The sequence below is a fragment of the Microbulbifer regidiadema (SeqCode) genome (assembly GCF_052466995.1).
Map to the genome: position 1 here is coordinate 235236 of NZ_CP174297.1, position 22248 is coordinate 257483.

At 50.6% G+C, this 22248-nt stretch carries 20 protein-coding genes; 12 read left to right on the forward strand and 8 right to left on the reverse strand.

The annotated features are described in order from the left end of the window. Positions 1-56: 56 nt before the first annotated feature. The 6 genes from ACJJIK_RS01015 to ahpC (ACJJIK_RS01040) all read right to left on the reverse strand — a co-directional run bounded on the left by ACJJIK_RS01015 (position 57) and on the right by ahpC (ACJJIK_RS01040) (position 7655). Positions 57-995, reverse strand: coding sequence for a right-handed parallel beta-helix repeat-containing protein (locus tag ACJJIK_RS01015; protein WP_444943917.1), 939 nt, complete (start codon positions 993-995; stop codon positions 57-59). A 692-nt stretch (positions 996-1687) separates the two neighbouring features. Next, positions 1688-2626 carry a right-handed parallel beta-helix repeat-containing protein gene (locus ACJJIK_RS01020; RefSeq protein ID WP_444943918.1) on the reverse strand — a complete coding sequence of 313 codons (939 nt, stop codon included), beginning with the start codon at positions 2624-2626 and terminating at the stop codon, positions 1688-1690. 659 nt (positions 2627-3285) lie between these two features. Further along, the gene (locus ACJJIK_RS01025; protein WP_444931612.1) at positions 3286-4263 is read right to left on the reverse strand and encodes a right-handed parallel beta-helix repeat-containing protein; all 978 of its coding nucleotides are present in this window, start codon (positions 4261-4263) and stop codon (positions 3286-3288) included. A 299-nt stretch (positions 4264-4562) separates the two neighbouring features. Next, positions 4563-6113, reverse strand: coding sequence for an alkyl hydroperoxide reductase subunit F (gene ahpF, locus ACJJIK_RS01030; RefSeq protein ID WP_444943919.1), 1551 nt, complete (start codon positions 6111-6113; stop codon positions 4563-4565). A 77-nt stretch (positions 6114-6190) separates the two neighbouring features. Further along, positions 6191-6757 carry an alkyl hydroperoxide reductase subunit C gene (gene ahpC / locus ACJJIK_RS01035; RefSeq protein ID WP_444931610.1) on the reverse strand — a complete coding sequence of 189 codons (567 nt, stop codon included), beginning with the start codon at positions 6755-6757 and terminating at the stop codon, positions 6191-6193. Positions 6758-7088: 331 nt separating this feature from the next. Then, complete coding sequence (ahpC, locus tag ACJJIK_RS01040) at positions 7089-7655, reverse strand: alkyl hydroperoxide reductase subunit C (protein WP_444931609.1); 567 nt, start codon at positions 7653-7655, stop codon at positions 7089-7091. A 236-nt stretch (positions 7656-7891) separates the two neighbouring features. Between ahpC (ACJJIK_RS01040) and ACJJIK_RS01045 the strand changes: the two genes are divergently transcribed. From ACJJIK_RS01045 to ACJJIK_RS01055, 3 genes are read left to right on the forward strand one after another with little or no spacing between them, the layout of a single operon-like run. After that, a complete protein-coding gene (locus ACJJIK_RS01045) occupies positions 7892-9208 on the forward strand; it encodes a DUF2157 domain-containing protein (RefSeq protein WP_444943920.1) in 1317 nt (438 codons plus the stop codon). Beyond that, a complete protein-coding gene (locus ACJJIK_RS01050) occupies positions 9205-9732 on the forward strand; it encodes a GDYXXLXY domain-containing protein (RefSeq protein ID WP_444943921.1) in 528 nt (175 codons plus the stop codon). Before ACJJIK_RS01045 ends, ACJJIK_RS01050 begins: the two co-directional genes overlap by 4 nt. Positions 9733-9751: 19 nt before the next feature. Further along, positions 9752-10357: a lysostaphin resistance A-like protein gene (locus ACJJIK_RS01055; RefSeq protein ID WP_444943922.1), complete on the forward strand. Its 606-nt coding sequence runs from the start codon at positions 9752-9754 to the stop codon at positions 10355-10357. Between the two features lie 120 nt (positions 10358-10477). Here the strand turns inward: ACJJIK_RS01055 and ACJJIK_RS01060 are convergent, their stop codons facing one another. Next, positions 10478-11125 (reverse strand): NAD-dependent epimerase/dehydratase family protein, encoded by a 648-nt coding sequence (locus ACJJIK_RS01060; protein WP_444943923.1) that lies wholly within the window; start codon positions 11123-11125, stop codon positions 10478-10480. A gap of 176 nt (positions 11126-11301) precedes the next feature. Beyond that, complete coding sequence (locus tag ACJJIK_RS01065; protein WP_444943924.1) at positions 11302-11730, reverse strand: DUF4174 domain-containing protein; 429 nt, start codon at positions 11728-11730, stop codon at positions 11302-11304. 496 nt (positions 11731-12226) lie between these two features. Between ACJJIK_RS01065 and ACJJIK_RS01070 the strand changes: the two genes are divergently transcribed. The 9 genes from ACJJIK_RS01070 to ACJJIK_RS01110 all read left to right on the forward strand — a co-directional run bounded on the left by ACJJIK_RS01070 (position 12227) and on the right by ACJJIK_RS01110 (position 22149). Then, the gene (locus ACJJIK_RS01070; RefSeq protein WP_444943925.1) at positions 12227-12736 is read left to right on the forward strand and encodes a hypothetical protein; all 510 of its coding nucleotides are present in this window, start codon (positions 12227-12229) and stop codon (positions 12734-12736) included. A gap of 2 nt (positions 12737-12738) precedes the next feature. Next, complete coding sequence (locus ACJJIK_RS01075) at positions 12739-14769, forward strand: tetratricopeptide repeat protein (RefSeq protein WP_444931602.1); 2031 nt, start codon at positions 12739-12741, stop codon at positions 14767-14769. Next, the gene (locus ACJJIK_RS01080) at positions 14766-17909 is read left to right on the forward strand and encodes a tetratricopeptide repeat protein (protein WP_444943926.1); all 3144 of its coding nucleotides are present in this window, start codon (positions 14766-14768) and stop codon (positions 17907-17909) included. The genes ACJJIK_RS01075 and ACJJIK_RS01080 overlap by 4 nt, the downstream gene beginning before the upstream one ends. A gap of 34 nt (positions 17910-17943) precedes the next feature. Next, positions 17944-18528 (forward strand): tetratricopeptide repeat protein, encoded by a 585-nt coding sequence (locus ACJJIK_RS01085; RefSeq protein WP_444943927.1) that lies wholly within the window; start codon positions 17944-17946, stop codon positions 18526-18528. Beyond that, positions 18525-18845, forward strand: a complete 321-nt coding sequence (locus ACJJIK_RS01090) for a hypothetical protein (protein WP_444931599.1) — start codon at positions 18525-18527, stop codon at positions 18843-18845. Before ACJJIK_RS01085 ends, ACJJIK_RS01090 begins: the two co-directional genes overlap by 4 nt. Positions 18846-18914: 69 nt before the next feature. After that, the gene (locus ACJJIK_RS01095) at positions 18915-19646 is read left to right on the forward strand and encodes a MotA/TolQ/ExbB proton channel family protein (protein WP_444943928.1); all 732 of its coding nucleotides are present in this window, start codon (positions 18915-18917) and stop codon (positions 19644-19646) included. Next, positions 19646-20230, forward strand: coding sequence for an ExbD/TolR family protein (locus ACJJIK_RS01100; RefSeq protein WP_444931597.1), 585 nt, complete (start codon positions 19646-19648; stop codon positions 20228-20230). The genes ACJJIK_RS01095 and ACJJIK_RS01100 overlap by 1 nt, the downstream gene beginning before the upstream one ends. Continuing rightward, on the forward strand, positions 20227-20760 hold the full coding sequence (locus tag ACJJIK_RS01105; RefSeq protein ID WP_444931596.1) for an ExbD/TolR family protein: 534 nt from the start codon (positions 20227-20229) through the stop codon (positions 20758-20760). Before ACJJIK_RS01100 ends, ACJJIK_RS01105 begins: the two co-directional genes overlap by 4 nt. Positions 20761-20769: 9 nt before the next feature. After that, the gene (locus ACJJIK_RS01110) at positions 20770-22149 is read left to right on the forward strand and encodes an AgmX/PglI C-terminal domain-containing protein (RefSeq protein WP_444943929.1); all 1380 of its coding nucleotides are present in this window, start codon (positions 20770-20772) and stop codon (positions 22147-22149) included. The last annotated feature ends 99 nt before the right edge of the window (positions 22150-22248 follow it).

A 22248-nucleotide genomic window follows, 5' to 3' on the forward strand; every position in this document is an offset into this window, starting at 1 on the left:
CATTATGTCTTTTATTGTCGCCTTTGAGTCAGAGATTCCTTAGATAGACCTTAAGGCTAGTTTAAGCATGAGGGATCACGGGTGGTATAGATATTCCCGCTCCACTTGTTTTCTGTGCAGCTTGGGTCGTCTGGTGAGTAAAGATCTAATGATCCACTGTTTGAAGACGAGTTGGAGAGAATATTGTTGCCTTCAGAACTTGCTCCCTCAATAGAGATTCCGTAGACGGCATTGTCATCAACTTCATTCAGGTTGACTAGATTGTCACTCGCACCTTCAATTTTAATGCCTGTTATATTGTGATTTACCTCGTTTTGAGAGATAAGGTTGGCGTCTGAATTTACTTCAATGCCCGTATCCTCACCATACTCAATCAAGTTCAACATAATGATATTAGAGTTGGCGCCAGAGGAAATATTTATTCCAACGTTAATTGTACCATCAATAGCGTTGCCAGTAATATTGTTAGAGGTACCCTCTAACAATATGCCATCTCCGCCAGATGTAGCAATAAAATTGTTGGTAATGGTGTTATAGCTTGCGGATGCTGTAACGTGTATTCCGTAGGTGGAGCTTAGTCCGTCGGAGGAAAAAAATATTTCGTTGACAAAATTATTGTCGCTGTCAATGACGACACCCGTACCGGAGAGATCTATGATCACAATATCTACCGCAGAGTGAGCCCCATCTTCGGAGAGTATTACGCTGTCACTACAGCTTTCAATCCCTCCATTGGAAAGTCTTGCGCCAAGCCCTTCTAGGCTAATACCGTCATTGGTTGCAACTGTACAGACGACAGTAAAGTCGGCCATATCCAGGCTGCCGGTAGGGCCTGTAATCGTTAGTGCCGGATTTGTGGCGCACGACAAGTCCGCATCAAGGGTTTCTTGAGTCGTAATATTGTCTCCGCAGCTCACGGCGTGGCTGAGGAGCGATATTGATAACCCAATAGCGGGTAGCAGGGTATAGGCGGTTGTCAGCGTAACTTTTTTCATCGTTTGTGCCTAGGTAAGCGATTGTTGCGTTAACAGAAAGCAATCTATGTGCTCAAATTATTTGATAGTAGTACAAGTTGCTGTTTCAGCTTCACTTGGTTTTTCTTTTGGTCGTATCGATGGTCTTTATTAATTGTGGGGGCTATTGAGGGGAGGGTAATAGTCACCCCTTTCTTTGCTGTGGATTTATTATTGCTGAATGCTTTAAAGGTGGTACTCTATCTACGGATAGAACTTGGGGTCCATTTTCATAGGGAGGTTATTGGGCTGTAGGGTAATCCATTTGTTAAAATAGGTCCTGCATCTGCTTTTAAGCGGGCAATAGTTTGCTATTTTCAATGGTAAATATGGAAATGTGATTGGAGGGGATAAAGAAAGTGGTCTTTGTGTCGAATTTCAAAGCACACAAAAGAGATATGGATTATTGCTGAGAGATAATCTGCTAAGTGATAAATAGATAGTTGTCTGTGCGGCGTATCTTCAATCCAGTGATTTCGGCATTTATAATTTTCCCGGATTGAGTATGTTTTCTGTAAAGGAATGCCTTGCATCAAGAAAGGCCTGTGATATCGGCGACAACTTTGTGACTAATACTTGATAGAGTGGTAATGGTAAAAATACAAACAGTATTTTTACCATTGGGTCTTTCATTGTCGCCTTTAAGTTGGAGTCTTTCTAGGTCAATTTTGCTGTTAGTTTAGGCATGAGGGGTCGCGAGTGGTGTAGATGTTTCCGATCCAGTCATTTTCTGTACAGCTTGGGTCGTCTGGTGAATAAAGATCTAATAATCCACTGTTCGAAGACGAGTTGGAGAGAATGTCGTTGCCTTCAGAGCTTGCTCCTTCAATAGAGATTCCGTAGTCGGTATTGTCGCCAACCTCATTGAGGTTGACTAGATTGTCGCTCGCATCTTCAATTGTAATGCCCGTTATATTGTTATTTACCTGATTTTGAGAAATAAGATTGGCGTCTGAATTTACTTTAATTCCCGTGTCTCCACCATTCTGAATCAAATTCAATATAATGATATTGGAGTTGGCGCCAGAGGCAACATTTATTCCAGCGTCAGATGTACTATCAACAATGTTGTTAGTAACATTGTTAGATGTGCCCTCTAACAATATGCCATCGTCACCAGAGCTATCAATAAAATTGTCAGTAATGGTGTTATAGCTTGCGGATGCGGTAACGTGTATTCCATGGGTGGAGGTTGCTCCGTCGGAAGCAAAAGCGATTTCGCTGACAAAATTATTATCACTGTCAATAACGACACCCGTACCGAAGAGATCTATGATCCCAATATCTACCACAGAGTGGGACCCGTCTCCTGAGAGTATTACGCTGTCGTTACAGATTTCAACCTCTCCATTGGAAAGTCTTGCGCCAAGCCCTTCCAGGCTAATACCGTCATTGGCTGGATTTGTACAGATGACGGTAAAGCCGGCCATGTCCAGGCTGCCGGCTGGGCCTGTAATCGTCAGTGCCGGATTTGTGGCGCACGATAAGTCTCCAGTAAGGATTTCCTGAGTCGTAATATTGTCTCCACAGCTCACGGCGTGGCTGAGAAGTGATGTTGATAATCCAATTGCGGGTAGCAGGGCATAGGCGATTGTCAGCGTAACTTTTTTCATCGTTCGTACCTAGGTAAGCGATTGTTGCGTTAACAGAAAGTAATCTATGTGCTCAAATTATTTGATAGTAGTACAAGTTGCCGTTTGGATAAGTTTAGAGGAAAGGTTTTTGGGTTTGCTTACAAAAAAGCAATTGTATAGAGGTGTATTTACTTCGGTTGATGATCAGGAGGGCGCTATAATGGGTTTTATTGGGGGCATAATAGGGCCACTAAACATTTTTTTTGAACAAAGTCTGCGAAGGAGGTTTTAGCAGCTCTGTAATCTATTCATATCGTTAGTGTTTGATAAAGCCGGGTATATAACGGTAAAGTTATTCGTGCTAAGGCTGTCTAATTAGGGCTTCGGTGAAGAGCACTGCTGTTAGTTTTTATATGTTTTGCTGTTTCGATGGCCGTTATGGGTACTTTGGTTAGATTGTTTTTTTTGTCTTGGCGAAGTATGTAAGGGGTTGTCGGCTTTTTTCACACAATATTTGGTTGTTTTGATTGCTGTTGGTGATGTTTAATTTGAATTATGAACTTAGCTTTAAGGGTTGCCTTTGATGTTAAATCTGTTGTTGCGTCTTTAAATGATATGTTTATCTGTCTGGCAGTAAGCGACATACGGCTCAGCTATCGCTTGTATATTAAATTGTATATGTTTAATTGTATTATTTTTTAGTCTAGGCAGCTGGGATCATTGGAGGTGAAGCTGTTGCCGGCCCAATTATTTGAAGATGTGCAGCTTGGGTCATCGGGAGAATAGAGGTCAAATATACCATTGTTATTGGCTGTGTTAGATAGAATATTATTAGACTCGGCACCTGCCCCCTCAATTACTATGCCGTAGTCAGTGTTGTCGACAGCTTCATTACCACTTACTGTGTTGCGGTCACTGTTGTTGATTTTGATCCCGGTGACGTTGTTCGATATGGCATTTTGGGATATAAGGTTTGAATCTGAGTTTACAGATATTCCCACGCCATCATAGCCGTTTAGCGTGTTAGATATTCTCGGTACACTATCGCCGACTATGCTGTTGAATAGGACTAAGTTGCTCCCGCCGTCGGCGTCAAGAGTTATACCGAATTCATCGAATTCTATAATTTCATTTCTTGTCACCGTATTGCTGCTACCCTCTATGTATATTCCCGAAAACCCCGGTGATTCTAAAAAATTGCCAGTAATCTGGTTGAAGCTTGCAGGGTTTTCTATGTCTATGCCTATTGAAAATTGTGTACCATAAAAGGGTATTATTACGCCGGCAACAAAATTACTATTGCTTTCAATCCGCACGCCCACATCGACAAGATTGTAGATCTCTATATCGCTGACAAAATGAATGCCATCTTCCATTAGTGCTATTGAGTCATTGCAATTGTCTATGACACCGTTAAACAAGCTGGCAGCGAGGCCCGTTAGATAGATTCCCTCATATGATGAATCTAGGCAGGTTACTGTAAATCCATTTAAGTTCAGTCCGCCACTGGGGCCGTTAATCGTGAGAGCGGGGTTGGTGCCACAGGAGAGGTCTTCTGTGAGGGATTCCTGGGTAGTGATCGTGTCGCCACAGCTCACAGCAAAACTATTTGAGGCCAGAGGTAATCCCAAGGTCGGTAGCAGGGTTAAAAGAAGTGGTAGGCTTGGCTTCTTCATGGGGGCTCCCAAGATGATAGATAGGTTGTGTGCGCTAAAATTTTTCTTGCCGCTTGATGATTGGTAGGTGATGCCAATTGGTATTTTATAGGTTTCAATTAATTTGTTTTTTATTTTGTTGATAATATATGCAAATTAGCACTGTGGATTTAGTGTCTATTGTAAATATAGGTTTTTAAATAACCCATGATGCTTATTTTGGAATAGGCGTTTTCTGAATGCCTGCTCCATCTGTGCTGCCGATTATTTAAACGCATAAAAAAGGCCAGTCAAAGACTGGCCTTTTTTAAATTTTAATACTATTCAACGGAAGCTCGAATCAAGTAGTCGAACGCACCCAGCGCCGCTGTAGCACCCGCGCCCATCGAGATTACTATCTGTTTGTAGGGGGCTGTTGTCGCGTCACCGGCAGCGTAAACGCCTGGGATGGAAGTAGCACCGCGCTCGTCGATAACAATTTCCCCCATGCGATTCATCTCTACCTCGGTTTCCTTGAGGAACTCCGTATTGGGTACCAGGCCAATTTGTACGAAAACGCCGGCAAGGTCGAGTTGTTTGCTTTCACCGCTTGCTCTATCGGTATAGGCCAGGCCGTTGACCTTGCTGCCATCGCCAAGGACCTCGGTAGTTTGGGCATTGACGATAATATCGATGTTGTCCATCAGTTGCGCTTTGCGCACCAGTACTTCATCTGCGCGCAGTGTATCGGCGAACTCCAATACAGTGACATGCTCAACGATTCCGGCTAAGTCGATAGCGGCTTCAATACCCGAGTTGCCGCCACCGATTACCGCGACACGCTTACCCTTGAAGAAAGGGCCGTCGCAATGGGGGCAGTAGGCTACGCCCTTAGTGCGGTACTCTGCCTCCCCCGGCACGCCCAGTTCTCTCCAGCGAGCGCCTGTCGCCAAGATGACTGAGCGGCTGGATAGCGTGGCGCCACTCTGTAACTGGATATCGATCATTTCATTGCGTTGCAGGTTGGCTGCGCGCTGCTCGGTAATAATCTCTACGCCGTACTCTTTAACATGTTGTTCCAGGCTGGCGGCCAGTTTCGGGCCTTCGGTATAGGGCACTGAGATGAAGTTCTCAATACCTACGGTATCCATTACCTGGCCACCGAAGCGCTCTGCCACAAGTCCGGTGCGAATACCTTTGCGGGCCGCGTAAATAGCGGCGGCGGCACCAGCGGGTCCGCCACCTACGACCAGGAGGTCGTAGGGTGCTTTTTCATTCAGTTCCTCGGCTTTGCGTTCGGCGGCGCCGCTATCCAGTTTGCCGACAATTTCTTCCAGGGTCATTCTGCCTTGGCCGAAGTGCTCACCGTTGAGGTAGACCGCAGGTACAGCCATCACATTGCGCTGCTCAACTTCCTCTTGGAACAACCCGCCATCAATCATTTCGTGGGAAATATTCGGGTTGAGGTTGGCCATCAGGTTTAGTGCCTGAACCACATCCGGGCAGTTTTGGCAGGAGAGGGAGATATAAGTTTCAAAGTGAAATTCGCCTTTTAAGTTGCGCACTTGCTCCAGTAGCTCTGGGTCTGCCTTGGATGGGTGGCCACCGGCTTGCAGTAGTGCCAATACCAGTGATGTAAATTCGTGGCCCAGGGGAATGCCGGCAAAACTGACTCTAGGAGTCTCTCCCGCTGGAGCTATAGCCATACTCGGTGTGCGCTTAGCTTGGCTCTGTTGTACCGTAATTTTATTGGAGAGCCCGGCGATTTCATCGACCAGGGTTTCCAATTCTTTGGATTTTTCACGGTTATCGGTGGACACACGAATCTCGATCGGCTTGACGATATTCTGCAAGTAAGTGTCCAGTTGTTTTTTCAGGTTTGCGTCCAACATCGGTGTGTCCTCTCTCTAACAGTCTCAGGGGGTGGTGGGGCCCACCTACTTAGTGGGCCGGGTCAGAGGTATTTGGGTTAAATCTTTCCTACGAGGTCGAGGGAGGGGGCCAGGGTCTCTTCGCCTTCCTTCCATTTGGCCGGGCAAACTTCACCGGGATGAGCGGCAATGTATTGGGCAGCCTTGATTTTGCGCAACAGCTCGCTGGCATCGCGGCCGATACCGCCGGCGGTGATCTCAACGATCTGGATACGGCCTTCTGGATCGATCACAAAGGTGCCGCGATCGGCGATGCCTTCTTCCTCAATCATCACACCGAAGTTGCGGGTGATAGTGCCGGTGGGGTCGCCGATCATCGGGTATTGGATCTTGCCGATGGTGTCGGAGGAGTCGTGCCAGGCCTTGTGGGTGAAGTGGGTGTCGGTGGATACGGAGTAGATCTCAACGCCCAGTTTCTTAAATTCTTCATAGTTATCCGCCAGGTCACCCAGTTCAGTGGGGCACACAAAGGTGAAGTCGGCGGGGTAGAAGAAAAACACGGCCCACTTGCCTTTAACATCGGCGTCGCTGATATCGGAGAAATCGCCGTTTTGGTATGCCTTGGCGTTAAAGGGTTTCAGCTGGGATTCTATGTAGCGTGACATGGGTAACTCCTTACTCATCGCTGTCTTGTCAGTCGTTGTTTGGGAACGAGATCTATACTATCGATATGAATTCTTTAATAAAAATTATCAATATTTATATCTTTAATATAAATTTCCTATCAATGTTTGCCTCTCAATAGTTTTGGTTTTGTAAATGCACAGGAAGGCCGGTGCCAGTGGCCGGGTTGAGTTGTAAGCTCGAAAACCTGCTTGATTCGCGCGGCAGAAGGGGGAAGTTGAGGGATTGAGACGTTTTTAGGCAACAGAAATGACAATGCCCGCCAAAAAGGCGGGCAAGGTCAGCTCCAATCCTGTGAGGGCTTGGGAAGTCTTAAATTTTGCCGATCAGGTCGAGTGAGGGAGCCAGGGTTTCCTCACCTTCCTTCCATTTAGCGGGGCAAACTTCGCCGGGGTGCGCAGCGATATACTGGGCAGCCTTGATCTTGCGCAGCAGTTCGCTGGCATCGCGGCCGATACCGCCGGCAGTGATTTCTACAATCTGAATACGGCCCTGGGGATCTATGACGAAAGTACCACGGTCGGCAATACCTTCTTCCTCAATCATTACTCCGAAGTTGCGGGTAATAGTGCCGGTGGGATCGCCGATCATCGGATACTGAATCTTGCCGATGGTGTCGGAGGAGTCATGCCAGGCCTTGTGGGTGAAGTGGGTGTCGGTGGAGACAGAATAAATCTCTACGCCCAGCTTCTTAAATTCTTCGTAGTTGTCCGCCAGATCGCCCAGTTCGGTCGGGCACACAAAGGTGAAGTCGGCGGGATAAAAGAAGAATACCGCCCATTGACCTTTGACATCGGCGTCACTGATGTCGTGAAACTCGCCATTTTGATAGGCCTTGGCGTTGAAGGGTTTGAGTTCGGATTCGATATAGCGGGACATGGTGGGCTCCTTATGAGGTGCGAGTGCTTAACTTGATAATTCCTATGCTATTGACTGGTAACCTCTAATAGAAATTAACAATTTAAATGTCTGAGATAGTTTTCTGCTATTTAGCGATCTTGGTGATAGTTAATTCTTCACTTCGTACCAATTTGAGGTCACTGCATACATCGGTGATACTCGGGCCCACATTTAATGCTGGCCCACTGGGTGTGGGCGATCTACAAGGCGCATCTATGCGATTGATACGGTTACTGAAGCATGACCTGGCCCGAGAAGCCGGAGATTGGGTGAAAGACGGTGTGATCAGTGAAGCTCAGGCCGAGCAGGTCTGTGCGCGCTATGCAGTGGATTACCATAAGGCGCAGCAGAGGACCCTGGGATACAGTATCTTGGTTGGACTGGCCTACCTATTTATTGGCTTGGCGCTGATTACCCTGATTGGAGCCAACTGGGAGGAAATTCCCAGGGCTGTGCGAATGGGAGGGGTGATTGCTCTGACCCTGATTACCCAGGGGCTGGCGCTTAAGGTCTTCCTGTCGGGAGATAAGAGGGCCGGGGAGGGCTTGTTCCTGCTGGGTAACCTGTTTTTTGGTGCGGCGATTATCTTGATCGCGCAGATATACCACCTGGGTGAACATATGCCGGATGGTATTCTCTGGTGGGCACTGGGCAGCTTGCCATTCGCTTTGCTTACCCGCAGCCCCTGGCTCGCAGAGCAGTCTCTGCTGCTGGCTTTGTTGTGGTTCTTCTCGGAGCTGAGTTTGGGCTTCTACCCTGCGTTGTTCCCGATCTTCTTACTGGGGGCTCTGTATACCTTGCTGAGCGGTCGGGCGAGTGTGGTTCTCCTGTTAACCGTTATATTTAGCTTGGGTCTTTGGCTGGAATTCTCTTTGTCAGAGTTTTGGCGTTTACAGGGTGAAGAACTGAGTGCGGATGTTTCTCCAGAAAATCTGATTGTTGCCGTTTCGTTCTTTATCCTGCTGTACAACTTTGCCCACTGGCTGGTAACTCGCCCATCGGTGACCGCAAAGGACTACGCCGCAGTAATTTCAATCTGGTGCCTGCGATTTACTTTAGTGGGCCTGCTGATATTCAGCTTTGAATCTCCCTGGGAAGAGATGATAAAAGCCTCCTGGAGTCACCTGTCATCTATGTGGGTAGTGGTTGGGGCTCTGCTTGTTGTATCTGTAGCGCTGGCATTTCTCGCGCGGAGGCCGGTATTTGGCCTGGGAATTGGTGGTGTGTTTGTGGCGGTGCTGGCTTTGATAACGACCAGCGCCACCACAGACTATGCGGTTTGGCTACAAATTTTCACCAACTTTGCCTTGATTGCCACTGGGACTTGGCTGGTCTTTAGGGGGATTCACGATGGGATCTCGCACTACTTCTTTCTCGGGATTATGGCGATCCTACTGACAGCCCTGCTGCGCTACATCGATCTGATTGGCGATTATATCGGGGCTGCCCTCCTGTTTATTTTATTCGCAGCGCTTTTGCTGGCGGCGGCCAAGTATTGGAAGTATCACCAGACTGAGGGGAGTGTGCCATGAAGCGCGGGATTGTGATTGGCCTGGTTGCCGCTATTGCAGTGCAGTTTTTTATTCTGGTGGGCATGTATGTTCAAGCTCAGGTGCCACTTTGGACGGGGCAGCCTGTTGCAGTGAAAGCAATCCCTGTCGATCCGCGCTCTCTGTTTCGAGGTAACTACGCTCAATTGAGTTACCCCTTCTCCAGCCTGGATCAAACCCTATTTTCAGAGGGCGATCGCCTGAGCTATGGGGTCGTGGTCTATGTAAGCCTAAAGAAAGGGGAGTCCGGCTTGTATGAGCTGGACTCTGCCGGGCTTGAGCCGCCAGATAGCGGTGTTTTTATCCGGGGGCGGATAACGGATATAAAGCTTGAGAACTCGTCGTGGCGTTACCGGGTTCGCTATGGTATCGAAGCCTATTTTGCCCCGAAGGAAAAAGCACTGGATCTGGAAGCGCAATTGCGAGATGGCGGAGTGGCTGATTTGATGGTCTCTGCGGATGGGCGGGCGAGATTGAAAACCGTCAGAGGTTCGGAAAATCAATAAACGAAGGGAGAAGCCACAAATGGAAGTTGCCAGTCCGGCCAGGCGAGGTCTGCCGGTTTTCTTTTTTTTGATGGATATTCAGCTGGGTTGTCTACTGCTGGCGATACTGGGCTTTTACCTTGTATCCATGGAGGTCTCCTTTCTCGGCGATAGAATATGGCTACAGTTACTGCTGGGATTGTTGGGGGCTATTGTCACATTTGCGGTTGTGCTGATATTGGCGCGCTCCGAGTCGCTATTCGGCAAAATACTGCGACATCACTGTGCCCAGCTGACACGGTTGTTTTCCAGGTTGTCCTCGTCGCAAATGGTATGGGTTGCTCTGGCGGCCGGCGTCTGTGAGGAGCTGCTATTTCGCGGTTTTTTACAGTCTTGGTTTTCGCAGCTCAGTACACCATTCCTCGGCCTATTGGGAGCCTCGCTGATATTTGCGTTGCTGCACTGTGCCTCCTGGGTGTATTTCTGTCTCACCTTTATGATCGGGCTTGTGCTGGGTATCTTTTATCAGATGTCCGGGGGGCTGGTCGGTGTGATCATCTGGCATGCGATATATGACTTGCTGGCAATTTTTGCCATGGTGCGTTTTCCCCACCTGCTCGGTTTGTATAGCCGAAGTACAAACTGAGGCTAGAGGGAGAGCCGCTGGCGCATGCTGCTGTGACAAACGCCAATCCCCACGCTGGTTAGCTCTATTCACAAAAGAGGAATAGTTGAAATTCGGCAGTGATAAATTGGCTTTTGGCTTTCAAGGGTTAAATAGCTGGTCCAGGCGCAGTATCTCAATCCCCGTTTGTTCCTGTCGACTCAGGCGGACCATCTTGCCGGCTACTGCGCGCCCTTCAATCGGCCGGTAACGTCTAAGGCCAGGCAGTTTGCATATTAAAGGAAGAAGGATAGTGCCGAGCTGTTCTCCCGGCCGCGAATGGTTGCGATTCCCCAGGAGCAGGGAGGGTTGTAGTATGCTGATACGCTTAAACGGCAGTTTTGTGACTTTCTCCTCCAGTTCACCCTTCATCCGCAAGTAAGCACTGGCACTGTTGGGGTTGGCACCACTGGATGAAACCAGTAGATAGTGGCTGACCCCCGCCTCTGCGGCTAGTTGAGCCGCTTTATATTGATATTCAACATCCACTCGGTACTGGGCCGCCAGGCTGCCCGCTTGCCTGCGTGTGGTGCCCAGACAGGAAAATAAAGTATGGGTTTGGAAAAGCGCGGCGGCTTCCTCCAGTCGCTCAAAGTCGACAATATGATTGTGCACTTTGTTACTGACCACAGTCTGTGGCCGGCGGGTCAGGGTGAGTATTTCAGCAAAGGTTTCGTCGCCGGCGAGTTGCTCGGTGAGATGCCCTCCGATAAGCCCTGTCGCTCCGAGGATGATGGCTCTTTGGGTCATTGGATATGGATTCCAGTGGCAACACGTTAAATAAGACCTGTAATGGCACTTTAACGCAACTGTATTGGCGCTTGTCAAACTGGGGGGCTGTTGGTTTCGGTTTTCACTCTGTGTGGGAGTTTAGAGAGACTTGCCGCAGATCGCAGAGGGTGTGCTTATCGAGGGGCTATCTTGCGTTAAGGTCCGCTGCCTTGCCGCATCTCATGGCGCCGCATTGGCATACTGTCGATACGCTGGAAAAGCGTCTTGGCCGAGAATGTGTTTGCCGTGTACTTAACCTCTCCGTCTTTACCAATTAGGACAATTTTTGTCCCCTCTCCCGGAAGATAGCTATTTTTGATATCTGCGGGAAAGTTATCGCTGACTTCTCCTCCATAGTTAGTTTCGAGGGCCTCATCGGAAAATAAGAACCACAGTAGATCTCTCTCGGCAAATTGCGGAGCCAGCTTGAGCAGCTCATTAACCGCGTTATCCGGATTGCCGGGAATATTGAGTAACAGAATTCGGTTTTTCCATTGAAAATCTTTTAAGGTACTCACACTGGGCCCTTGGGCGCAGGAGATAGCCGTATATAGAAGCAGGAAAAATGCAGTTAATTTGTGCATTAAGCTTTCTCTACTACAAGTCTGATTAGAAGCGCTTAGGTTGTATTGTGAGGGCGCACCTTGGTGAATAGGCGACTCTTTAAGCATAAGTGCTCAGGGGGCAATTTCAAGCTGGCAGGGGGTGTATTGAGGTTCAAAACAAAGGGTCTCCACCACTCGTTAACCCCCAGAGCGCCAGCTTGTCGGGCGCTGGTCTACTTTGGGGGTGTCTAGGCTAGGGAAATTAGGGGGCAACTAGTGGGTGACCTCGCCAATACTGAAAGTTGATGCGCGCCTCGCTTATATTGAGATGCAGTTCTCATTTTGGGGTCTTTCAGGCGCTTTTCAAAATTTATCCATTCTTTGAGTTTTTGTGAGATTTGACGTTCCTCACATCTGCCCAGGCCGCTATTCAATACAATGCCGCAGCTCAAGGCCTCGGTGTGCCTGGGTTTATTGTGATCCTGCTTCAGGTCATCTGGCAGGGATGGATAGTTTTGGGTTGGAGGTAGGTCGCATGTTCAGAATTCTTCAGATAGCACTTTTCTTTCTGTTGGCCAGTGCCGGGCATGCTCAGAGTGTTAACAGAGAGGATATTCGCGGTCTGGATGAGCAGATCCAGGATGTTAAGAAAGATGTAATCGATCTTACCGCTGAATTGGCACAGTTGGAGGAGAAGCTGCTATTTCCCTCAAATACCCAGGTAGCACTGTTTGTCTCAGTCGCCGATAAAAAGCCCTTCGAACTGGAATCCGTCGAAGTCACATTGAATGGCAAAATTGTTGCCCACCACCTCTATACCTACCGGGAAATCGAATCTCTGCAAAAAGGCGGCGTACAAAAAATATACACGGGCAATGTGCAGGTAGGCGGACATCCTCTAGAAGTTAGCTTTATTGGCAAAACCCCATCTGGAAAAGAGTATCGGGCGAGCGCTTCCTACACCGTAGAGAAAGCCGTAGGCCCCAAATTTGTCGAGATTAAGGTTCTGGGCACCGAGTCCACGATTAACTTCAAGGACTGGTAATCATGCTCAGCTTCCTGGTAAAAGGGCTGCCCTGTCAACTCAGGGTAATGCTCGGTGCTCTATCCTTTTGCTCTCTGGCGGCACTGCCCGTTAAAGCCGCGACTGAAGAGCCGGCGGAACTTGAGGATCTCTTTTTTGGTGCGGCCATGTTCCATGCTCACCAGGAAAGTTATTTCGATGCAATCGTGGCCCTGGATACAGAACTTGCCCAATACCACCGCTTAGACCAACCTGAGCTCGATCCTTTCAGTGCGCACTTGGGGCAAGCTGAGTTTTCCGTGGGCGATCTGGAGCTGTCCTATCGTATGCACCGGGAGGCCGGGCGGGCTCTCGAGGCGGTGCTGAAGGGCAATGTCTCCCAGCCGGTGCGCAACGAAGCCGCTTATCGACTGGCAAAAATCCACTATCACAAACAGCAGCCGCGCAACGCTTTGCACGCCCTGGAAATGATCGAGGGCCGGGTTCCAGAGCGAGTGCGTGCCGATGAGCAGTTTTTGCGTGCGCGCGTTTATATGCAACTCGGCCGTTTTGAGGAAGCGGTGGAACTGTTGCAGGATCTTAAGGGTGAAGAGTCCCTTGAGGGCTTTGTCGCTTTCAACTTGGGAATCGCCCAACTGAAGGCGGGGGAAGAGGAGCGCGGTGTTCTCGAGTTGACCGCGCTGGGAAGAAAGCGAAGTTCAGAGGCCGCCTTACAGGCTCTGTACGATAAAACCAATCTTTTGCTGGGCTCTCATTTGATGGAGCTGGGCGAGTTGGATAGGGCGCGCCCCTTTTTTGATCGCGTCAATCTCGATGGCCCCTTTTCAAACAGAGCGCTGCTGGGCGCTGGTTGGGTAGAGGCCCGTGCGGGTCGCTATGACCGGGCACTGGTGCCCTGGAAGCTACTGCAAGACCGCAAGCATACCAATGAATCTGTGCAAGAAGTGATGTTGGCGGTGCCCTATGCCTACGGCAAATTGGATATTCACAGTACCGCAGCCATTAACTACGGCCGTGCCATGGATGTCTTTGGGCATGAAATTGATACCCTGACCCAGTCCATTCACAGTATCCGCAAAGGCAAATTCCTTGAGGCACTGCGCCGTAAAGAGGCCACCCAGGTACACAACTGGGTGGTTGCACTGCGCAACCTGCCGGAAGCACCTGAAACCCACTATCTACTCGACCTGATGGCCTCCAATGACTATCAGGAATTTTTGCGTAACTATCGCGACCTCAACGACTTATATGAGCGCAATGAAGAGTGGCTAAAGAACCTGACAGCCTACGAAAATATTATCCGTATCCGCCGGGATTACTACGAACCCCTATTGCCGGAATTGGACCGCCAATTTCGCGAACTTGATGCCCGTATCAAGTTGCGGGTTGAGCAGCGGGACCAGTTTGTCAAACGAATAGAGCAGATGCTGATCTCCCGCCGTCCAGAGTACCTGGCAACGGCGGCAGAGCAGGAAGCGCGATTACAGCTCGTGGAGATTAGCCGCAAAATGGCTGAACATCCCCAGGGTTTTACCGCTAATACCTTGGCTCGTGTTCAGCGACTCAAGGGGGTGCTGGACTTGCGCCTTTCTTTTGAGTACGACCAGCGCCTGACCGAGGCCTATAAACACCTGGCGGAGTTGAACGAAGCAATTGAAGGGCTTCAGTCCGTTTACGATGCCTTTGTGCGCAGCCGCCAGGCAGCGACTCACAGCTATACCGGATACGATCGGAGTATTACCCGTTTGCGCGCCCGTATCCAGCAGACCCAGCGGCGCTTGAAAACCCTGATGGCCCGCCAGGGCACTATGCTTGAGACCCTGGCAATTGCAGAGCTGGAGCGCCGCCGCGCCCAATTGGAAAGCTACCAAATCAAAGCCCGCTTCGCCTTGGCCGACAGCTACGACCGCGCTAATGAGCTTCAGGAGCAGCGTGAAGATGAGTTGAAAGTGGAGCAACACAAGGCTCAGCTGGAAGAGACTATCCCTGGAGATAACCCACCGGAGATAGTTCCGGCGGAGGAAGAAGAATCCGCAGCGGGAGGTGACTCATGAGCAAGTTGCCCGGGTTCAAACCTCAAACGGGTAAATCGTTTGCCGTTATTACTGGGCTTTTTTCGGCACTTTTGCTGCTGGGAGGCTGTGCGGGAAACAGCGGTAAGACTATCGGCAGTCTTCAGAATGTCGAAGTGGAAATCAAGGAAGAGCATATTGATGGCAGCCTGGAAAAAGCGTTGGCCAGTTATCAGAAGTACCTACAGAAAACACCTGAATCCAAGCTGACCCCTGAGGCGATGCGGCGGATTGCGGATTTGAAAATCAAGCAGGCGCACCGCGCTGAAGATGCAGAGCTCGATAACCTTGTCGGCACAGCAGCGGGCAGCGGAGCGGTGGTTGCTGTCGATGCGTCGGAAGCCAAGCCTGAAAATACCCTGGATGCGCCCGAGGCAACAGCACCAGTAGCGCCCGTGGCTAAGGCGGAGCCGGTAGTTGCAAGAGCGGAAGATTCGCTTGCCACTGAGTCCGATGAGGAATTTGAAACCCGCGCCAGTGGCAGTATCGAAATTGCCGCCGATGAGACCCCGTTGGAAGCGCCGGGTGTCGATTCTGAGGCGATGATGTCAGCCAATGCCCGCGAGGCCATTGATCTCTATATTAAATTACTGCAAAAGTATCCCCTGTATCACCGCAACGACCAGGTGATGTATCAGTTGTCCCGCGCTTATGAAGAGGCCGGCGAAATTGATGCGGCGGTGGATGTGCTGCGCCAGCTGGTGGCTAACTACCCGGACTCACGACATATTGATGAATCCTGGTTCCGGCTGGGTGAATACTATTTTACCCGCAAAAAGTTTCTCGATGCGGAGGACGCCTACGGCAAAGTTATCGATATTGGGGTGATATCCAGCTTTTACGAACTCGCCCTGTATAAACGGGGTTGGGCGCTGTTTAAGCAGGATATGTATGAAATGGCCCTGGATGACTATATCGCCATGTTGGATTACAAGGTCTCCCAAGGTTATGACTTTGACCAGCAAACCAATAAGGGTGAACGCAAGCATATTGACGATACTTTCCGCGTAGTGAGTTTGAGCTTTTCTTACCTGGAGGGTCCGGATTCAGTTGTCGATTACTTCTCCCGCAAGGGCAATAGAGATTACGAATTCCGGGTTTACAGCCACCTGGGTGAGTACTACTTGGAAAAGCGCCGCTATCAGGATGCGGCAAAATCCTATATTGCCTTTGTTGATCGAAACCAGTTGCACAGGGTCTCTGCGGACTTCTCTATCCGGGTTATTGAGATTTACAGTAAGGGCGGTTTCCCCAAGCTGGTGCTTGAGGCGAAGAAGGATTTCGCCACCACCTATGCGCTGAATGCCGACTACTGGACGGTATTTGATATCAATGAATACGGCGAGGTAGTTGCCTTCCTGCAGACCAACCTGATCGACCTCGCCGGGCACTATCATGCGGCCTACCAGAACAAGAAGCTGAAAGATAAAAAAGCAGAAAATTATCGCGAGGCGATTCACTGGTATCGCAGCTATCTGGACTCCTTCCGTGAAACGGAGCGCGCGCCAGAAATCAATTACCAGCTTGCCGGCTTGATGCTGGAAAATCGGGATTTCCACGGTGCGGCGCTGGAGTATGAGCGCACCGCTTATGAGTATCCCGCGCACAAGGATTCCAGTGAGGCCGGTTACGCTGCGGTTTATGCTTACCGCGAACATCTGGCCAATAACTTAAAGGGGGCAGCGGATGAGCAGCGGGCACCGCTTTTGCGGGAGATCATCCGTTCATCGCTGACATTTGCGGCTACCTTCCCCGAACATGGCAAGGCTCCACAAATCATGCTCGGCGCGGTAGAGGATCTCTACGGACTAAAAGACTACACCCCGACGATCGCCAATGGCCGCTCACTGCTGGAGCAATTCCCCGCTGCGGAGCAGGAGATCCGGCGCTCGGCCTGGATGCTGGTAGCGCATGCCTCCTTTGATACCGCAGCCTTTGCCGATGCAGAAATTGCCTACGGCGAGACTTTGGCACTGACAGCGCAGAATGCCGCAGATCGGGTGGCCCTGGTAGATAATCTGGCCGCGTCCATTTACCAGCAGGGCGATATGGCGCGCAAGCAGGAGGATCATGCTACGGCAGCCACTCATTTCCTGCGTATTCGCGGTGCGGCACCGGGTGCCTCCATTTTGGCTACGGCAGAGTACGATGCGGCCGCATCACTGATTGTGCTTAAAGATTGGGCCCAGGCGGCTACCGTATTAAATAACTTCCGCAATTATTTCCCCGAGCACCAACTGGCGAAAGATGTCACCAAGAAGTTGGCCGTGGTTTATCAGGAGAGCGGTGAGCTGCTACTGGCGGCGGCGGAGTTTGAGCGGATTGAGCGGGAGTCTGAAGACGATGAAATCCGCCGTGAAGCCCTAACTCAGGCGGCCGACCTGTATACAGCGGCAGAGGATAGCGCTAAAGCGTTGTCTGTGTTGCGTCGCTATGTGGATTACTTCCCCGAGCCCATGGAGCCGGCGCTGGAAACCCGGCAGAAAATTGCCGATATCTACAAGGCATCCGGGGATCAAAAGCGCTATATGGGTGAGTTGCGCGCGTTAGTGAAAGTGGAATCCCGAGGGGGTTCACAGCGCAGTGACCGCACCCGCTACCTCGCGGGTAATGCCGCTTTACTGTTGGCAGAACCCAGCTTTGAAGCTTTCACGCAGGTGGACCTGGTTGCACCTATCGAGAAAAGCCTCAACCTCAAGCGCAAGCGTATGAAGGCAGCAACTCGCGCATTTACCAACCTGATTGATTATCAGGTGGCCGATGTTACTGCGGCGGCAACTTTTTACCTGGCTGAAATCTACCTCAACTTTAGCGTAGCCCTAAAGGACTCCGAGCGCCCGACTAACCTGAATGCCCTGGAGTTGGAAGAGTATGAGTTGGCACTGGAGGATCAGATTTATCCGTTCGAGGAAAAAGCGATTTCGGTTCACCAGAAGAATGTCGAATTGCTCGGTGTGGGTATCTACAACCCATGGATTGAGAAAAGTATCGGTAAGCTTGCCGGTCTAATGCCCGCGCGCTATGCGCGAACAGAGCAGGCGGGTGAGTATCTCCAGAGTATTGTACCCCTGCCGCCGGCGCCGGAATTGCCCGCAGCGGGAGAGGCTGTCTCCGGTCAGTAGTAGCGGGCATTTGTCAGTTTTGGAGTGGGAAGTTATGCAAAAACAAATGCGTATTGTTTTTCTAGTGGTGTTTGCGGTGCTGTTAGCGGCTTGTGCCAGCACTCAAACCCGCTCGGGGAAAATCTCGGATTACTCGTCGGTACGGGTGTCGGGCAGTGTGAGTCGGGACTTTGAGCGCTCGTTGGAATACCTTGCCGAGCGGGATTATGCGAGAGCTATTGAGCTGTTGCAGTCAGTGGTAGAGCGCGAGCAGCGCCTGCCGGCCCCCTATATCAATCTTGGTATTGCCCATTACAAAAGTGGCGATGAAGCAAAAGCGGAAGCTGCTTTTTTACAGGCGCTGGCACTGGATGAAAAGCATCCGGTCGCAACGAATGAGCTGGCGGTTCTCTACCGCAAGCAGGGACGCTTTGCCGAAGCGCGAAAAATATATGTGAATGCCTTGGCAGAAAACCCAGAATATCGACCGCTGATAAAAAACCTGGGCATATTGTGTGATCTCTATCTGCAAGATCTTCAGTGCGCTCTGGCACAATTCGAACAATATGTACAATTGGAACCAGAGGACCGGGATGTCACTATCTGGTTGGCTGATCTTAAGCGGAGGGCTGGTAAGTGAGTAAGTTGCGCTGGGCTCTACTATTTGTGGTCAGTTTTATGGCTTTTCCCTGCGCTTTGGCCCAGTCCGAAGGCGAGGAAGAAAAGGACTCCACTACTAAAAAAGTGGATGCAAAGATTAAGGAGTTATCGGGCATTTCTATTATCGGTAATAAGGAAGCGCCCAAATCCCTGTATATTGTCCCCTGGAAAAGTTCCGAAGTGGGTGTCGAAAGCGATCTTGTCTCCAGTTTGATGGATGACAAACTCAAACCGCTCGACAAGGAAGTTTTCATGCGAGAGCTGGAGTTCTACCAGCTCAGCCTGTCTGGCGATTAACGCCATTTTGGCTCCGGTGTTCGCCGGAGCTGCGCCAAGTTTTAGCAGTATTTCTCAAGAGGGTTTGTAATGGGCTTTTTCAATAACGTCATCGAGTTTTTCCAGACGGGCGGTACTTTTATGTACCCGATTCTCGTGGTTGCGGCACTGGGTGGTGCTGTGGCTATCGAACGTTTTATTCGCCTGCATTTAGAGCGCCGCAGCAATCGCAATATGTGGGACAAGTTACAGCCGGTACTGTCTTCAGGCGACTTCGATCGCGCCCGCGAGATGGTAAAAGAAGATGAGTCCAGTGTGGGCAAATTGCTGTCTATGGGATTGGCCCGACAGGGGGCTGTTCGCCGTCGTGAAGATATCGAAATCGCGATGGAGGAGAGCATGATGGAAATCACTCCGCAGTTGGAAAAGCGCACCCCCTACGTGGCTTTGTTCTCCAATATTGCCACCTTGCTGGGGCTGCTGGGAACCATTATGGGTCTAATCGAAGCCTTTACGGCAGTGGCTAATGCCAACCCGGCAGAAAAGGCAGACCTGCTCTCCGCCAGTATTTCTGTGGCGATGAACACGACCGCTTTCGGCCTGATGACCGGTATTCCGCTACTGATCGTCCACGCACTGCTGAACTCGCTTACCGGTGAAATTATCGACAGCTTGGAGATGGTTTCAGTAAAAGCGTCCAACCTGATTGATGGCGCAACCCGTCGCCGCTTTGAGGTAGAGCCGACAAAATCCAAGCCTTCCAGTGAAAAAGCAGCGCCAGCAAAAACCAATTCAGTAGCACAGCAAACGGAAACTGCGTAATGAGAAGGCGGCGCCACGGGCGGGATAAAGAAGCTCCTGAGCTGGATATCACTGCCTTCTTGAATTTGATGGTGGTATTGGTGCCTTTCCTCTTGGTATCGGCGGTATTTTCGCGGGTGACAATTCTCGAATTGAATATGCCGAGTGGTGCCGGCGGCGGTGCGCCGGATGATCCCACGGTGACTGTAGAGGTCGTTGTGCGCGAGCAGGCCCTGGAAATCAGTGATGGTGAGAAGGTTATTGCGCGCTTCCCCAATCTGACTGTTGGAGTAGAGGGTGAGGGTGCCCCGGCGCCCCTCGCCGCAGATGCTGAGCAGACTGAGACCCTCGCGGTACTGCCCACAGCAGAAGTGTACGACCTCAAGAAGCTCACGCAGTTTTTATTGGAAGTTAAGGCCAGTTATCCAGATAAAACCGACTCTATCATCTTGATGGAGCCGACCATCGCCTATGAGCATTTAGTGGGCATTATGGATAGCGTGCGCGGGGCTGAGGTGCGGGTTGCCGGGAGTGATCCCAGTGATCCAGACGCCGTGGAAAAGGTGATTTTGTTTCCTGATATTTCCATAGGAGATGCGCCGTGAGAAATGAAAGCCGACGCATGAAGCGTATGGCGCGCAGCCATAAGCGCAAGAAAACCTCAGGCATGAACCTGACCTCCCTGATGGATGTTTTTACGATCCTGGTATTTTTCCTGCTGACCAATACCTCCAGCAACGAAGCGCTGGAGCCCCCCAAGGTGATTACCTTGCCGGATTCCGTTGTGGAAACCAAACCCCGGGAAACCGTAACCCTGATGGTGACCAATGATGAAATCCTGGTGGAGTCCAACTCGGTGATTGCCACCGCAGAGGTGTTGGAGAGTGAGGAGATCATTATTGCGGCCATCAAGGATGCCATGGTGGCGGAGCTGGCCAAGGCAATTGGCGTGGGCTCGGCAGATATGGCCGAGGGCGCAGCGGAGGGTGGGCAGGACCCAGAACCACCGGAGGTCAATATTCTTGCGGACAGAGGCATTCCGTTCAGTTTGCTGAAAAAGGTGATGTCCAGCTGTACAGACGCTGGCTATACCAAAGTTTCACTGGCGGTTATTCAGAAAGCATCTCAGGGTTAATGGAAGTTTGTGAGTAATTTTCTTCAACAACAGCAGGCGGTAGGCGAGGCGCTTGAAGCGGTTCGCCATCGCATGCAGCTGCTCGAGGATGAGCGGCACCGGATCGAAGAGAAGCTGGCTGAATTGCAGGACCAGGGGTCCAAGTATCAGTTGCTCGACGAGATCTCTGAACGCTTGCGCAAGCTTGAAGAAGCGGGCGCGGGAGAAATGTTCTGGGCGGAAGATTATCGGGAGAATGCCTCTGCGCAAGTTATTGAGAGGATCGGCCACTCGACGCGCAGTTTCAATCAGCACCTGGAGCAGTTGCGCGGGGAGCGCAGTGCTTTACAGGGTAGCATTGCCGAGTGTCACGAAGAGATCTTTGCGCTGGATGAGCGCGCAGATGAACTGCGCCGTGAGGAGGAAGAATCAAAGTTCGAGTTCGAGATAACGCGGGAATTCGAACAGCCCAGCTTCCGCCCTATGGTGATGCCGTGGCACAAGCAGGGCGAGGACGAAAAGCGTTTTCGCCGCTGTGTTTTTATCTCGCTGTTTTTCGCCGCACTATTGGGCTACTTGATTCCCCTGTATACGGTGCCCCAGCCTGAGACCCAAATAGTGGAGATTCCCGAGCGCCTGGCCAAGCTGGTTATTGAGAAGAAAACCAAGCCCAAGCCACCACCGGAGCCGGAGAAAGCCAAGCCCAAGAAGGAGGAGAAAAAGCCGGAGAAGAAGCCTGAGCAAAAAATGGCCAAGCAGGATCCAAAACCCTCCAAGGCAGAGAAAAAGCAGGCGCGCAAAAAAGCTGAGCGCTCTGGTGTTCTCGCCTTTAAGGATAACTTCCAGGACTTGATCCAGGATGATCTGGATAACCGTCTCGGTCAGCAAACTCAGCTGAGCACAGCCGGTAAGAAGGAAAATCGTAGTCAGCGCTCACTGATCACTGCGGCATCGACTGCGGGTAGTGGCGGTATCAATACGGCGGAGCTGAGTCGCAATGTCGGCGGATCGGGTTCGGACCTCGGCGGTATTGCTTTTGCACGAGTGGAAAGCGCTATCGGTACTGAAGGTGACTTTGCCGGTGAGGATCGTCCACTTAGCGATGGAGCGGGTCCGTCGCGGACAGACGAGGAGATCCAGATTGTTTTCGACCGCTACAAGGCCACCTTGTACCGCATCTACAATCGCGAGTTGCGCAACAACCCCGCACTACAGGGTAAGATGGTGTTGAAGATTACTATTGAGCCCAACGGATCGGTTTCAGCCGTTAGTGTAGATTCCAGTGATGTGGATTCACCGTCACTGAACACAAAAATTGTGGCCAGGGTCAAACGGTTTAACTTTGGTGAGAAGGCCGGAGTGCCGACAATCACCATTCTCTATCCAATTGACTTCTTCCCGCCGACCTAGGTGGCTAGGCGGTCGGAGCCCATCAGCTGGTGGGTTCCGACCGCTTAAACTTCCAGCATTTTTCCGCGCTCATTATTTGTGCATATAGTGGAAAATTTC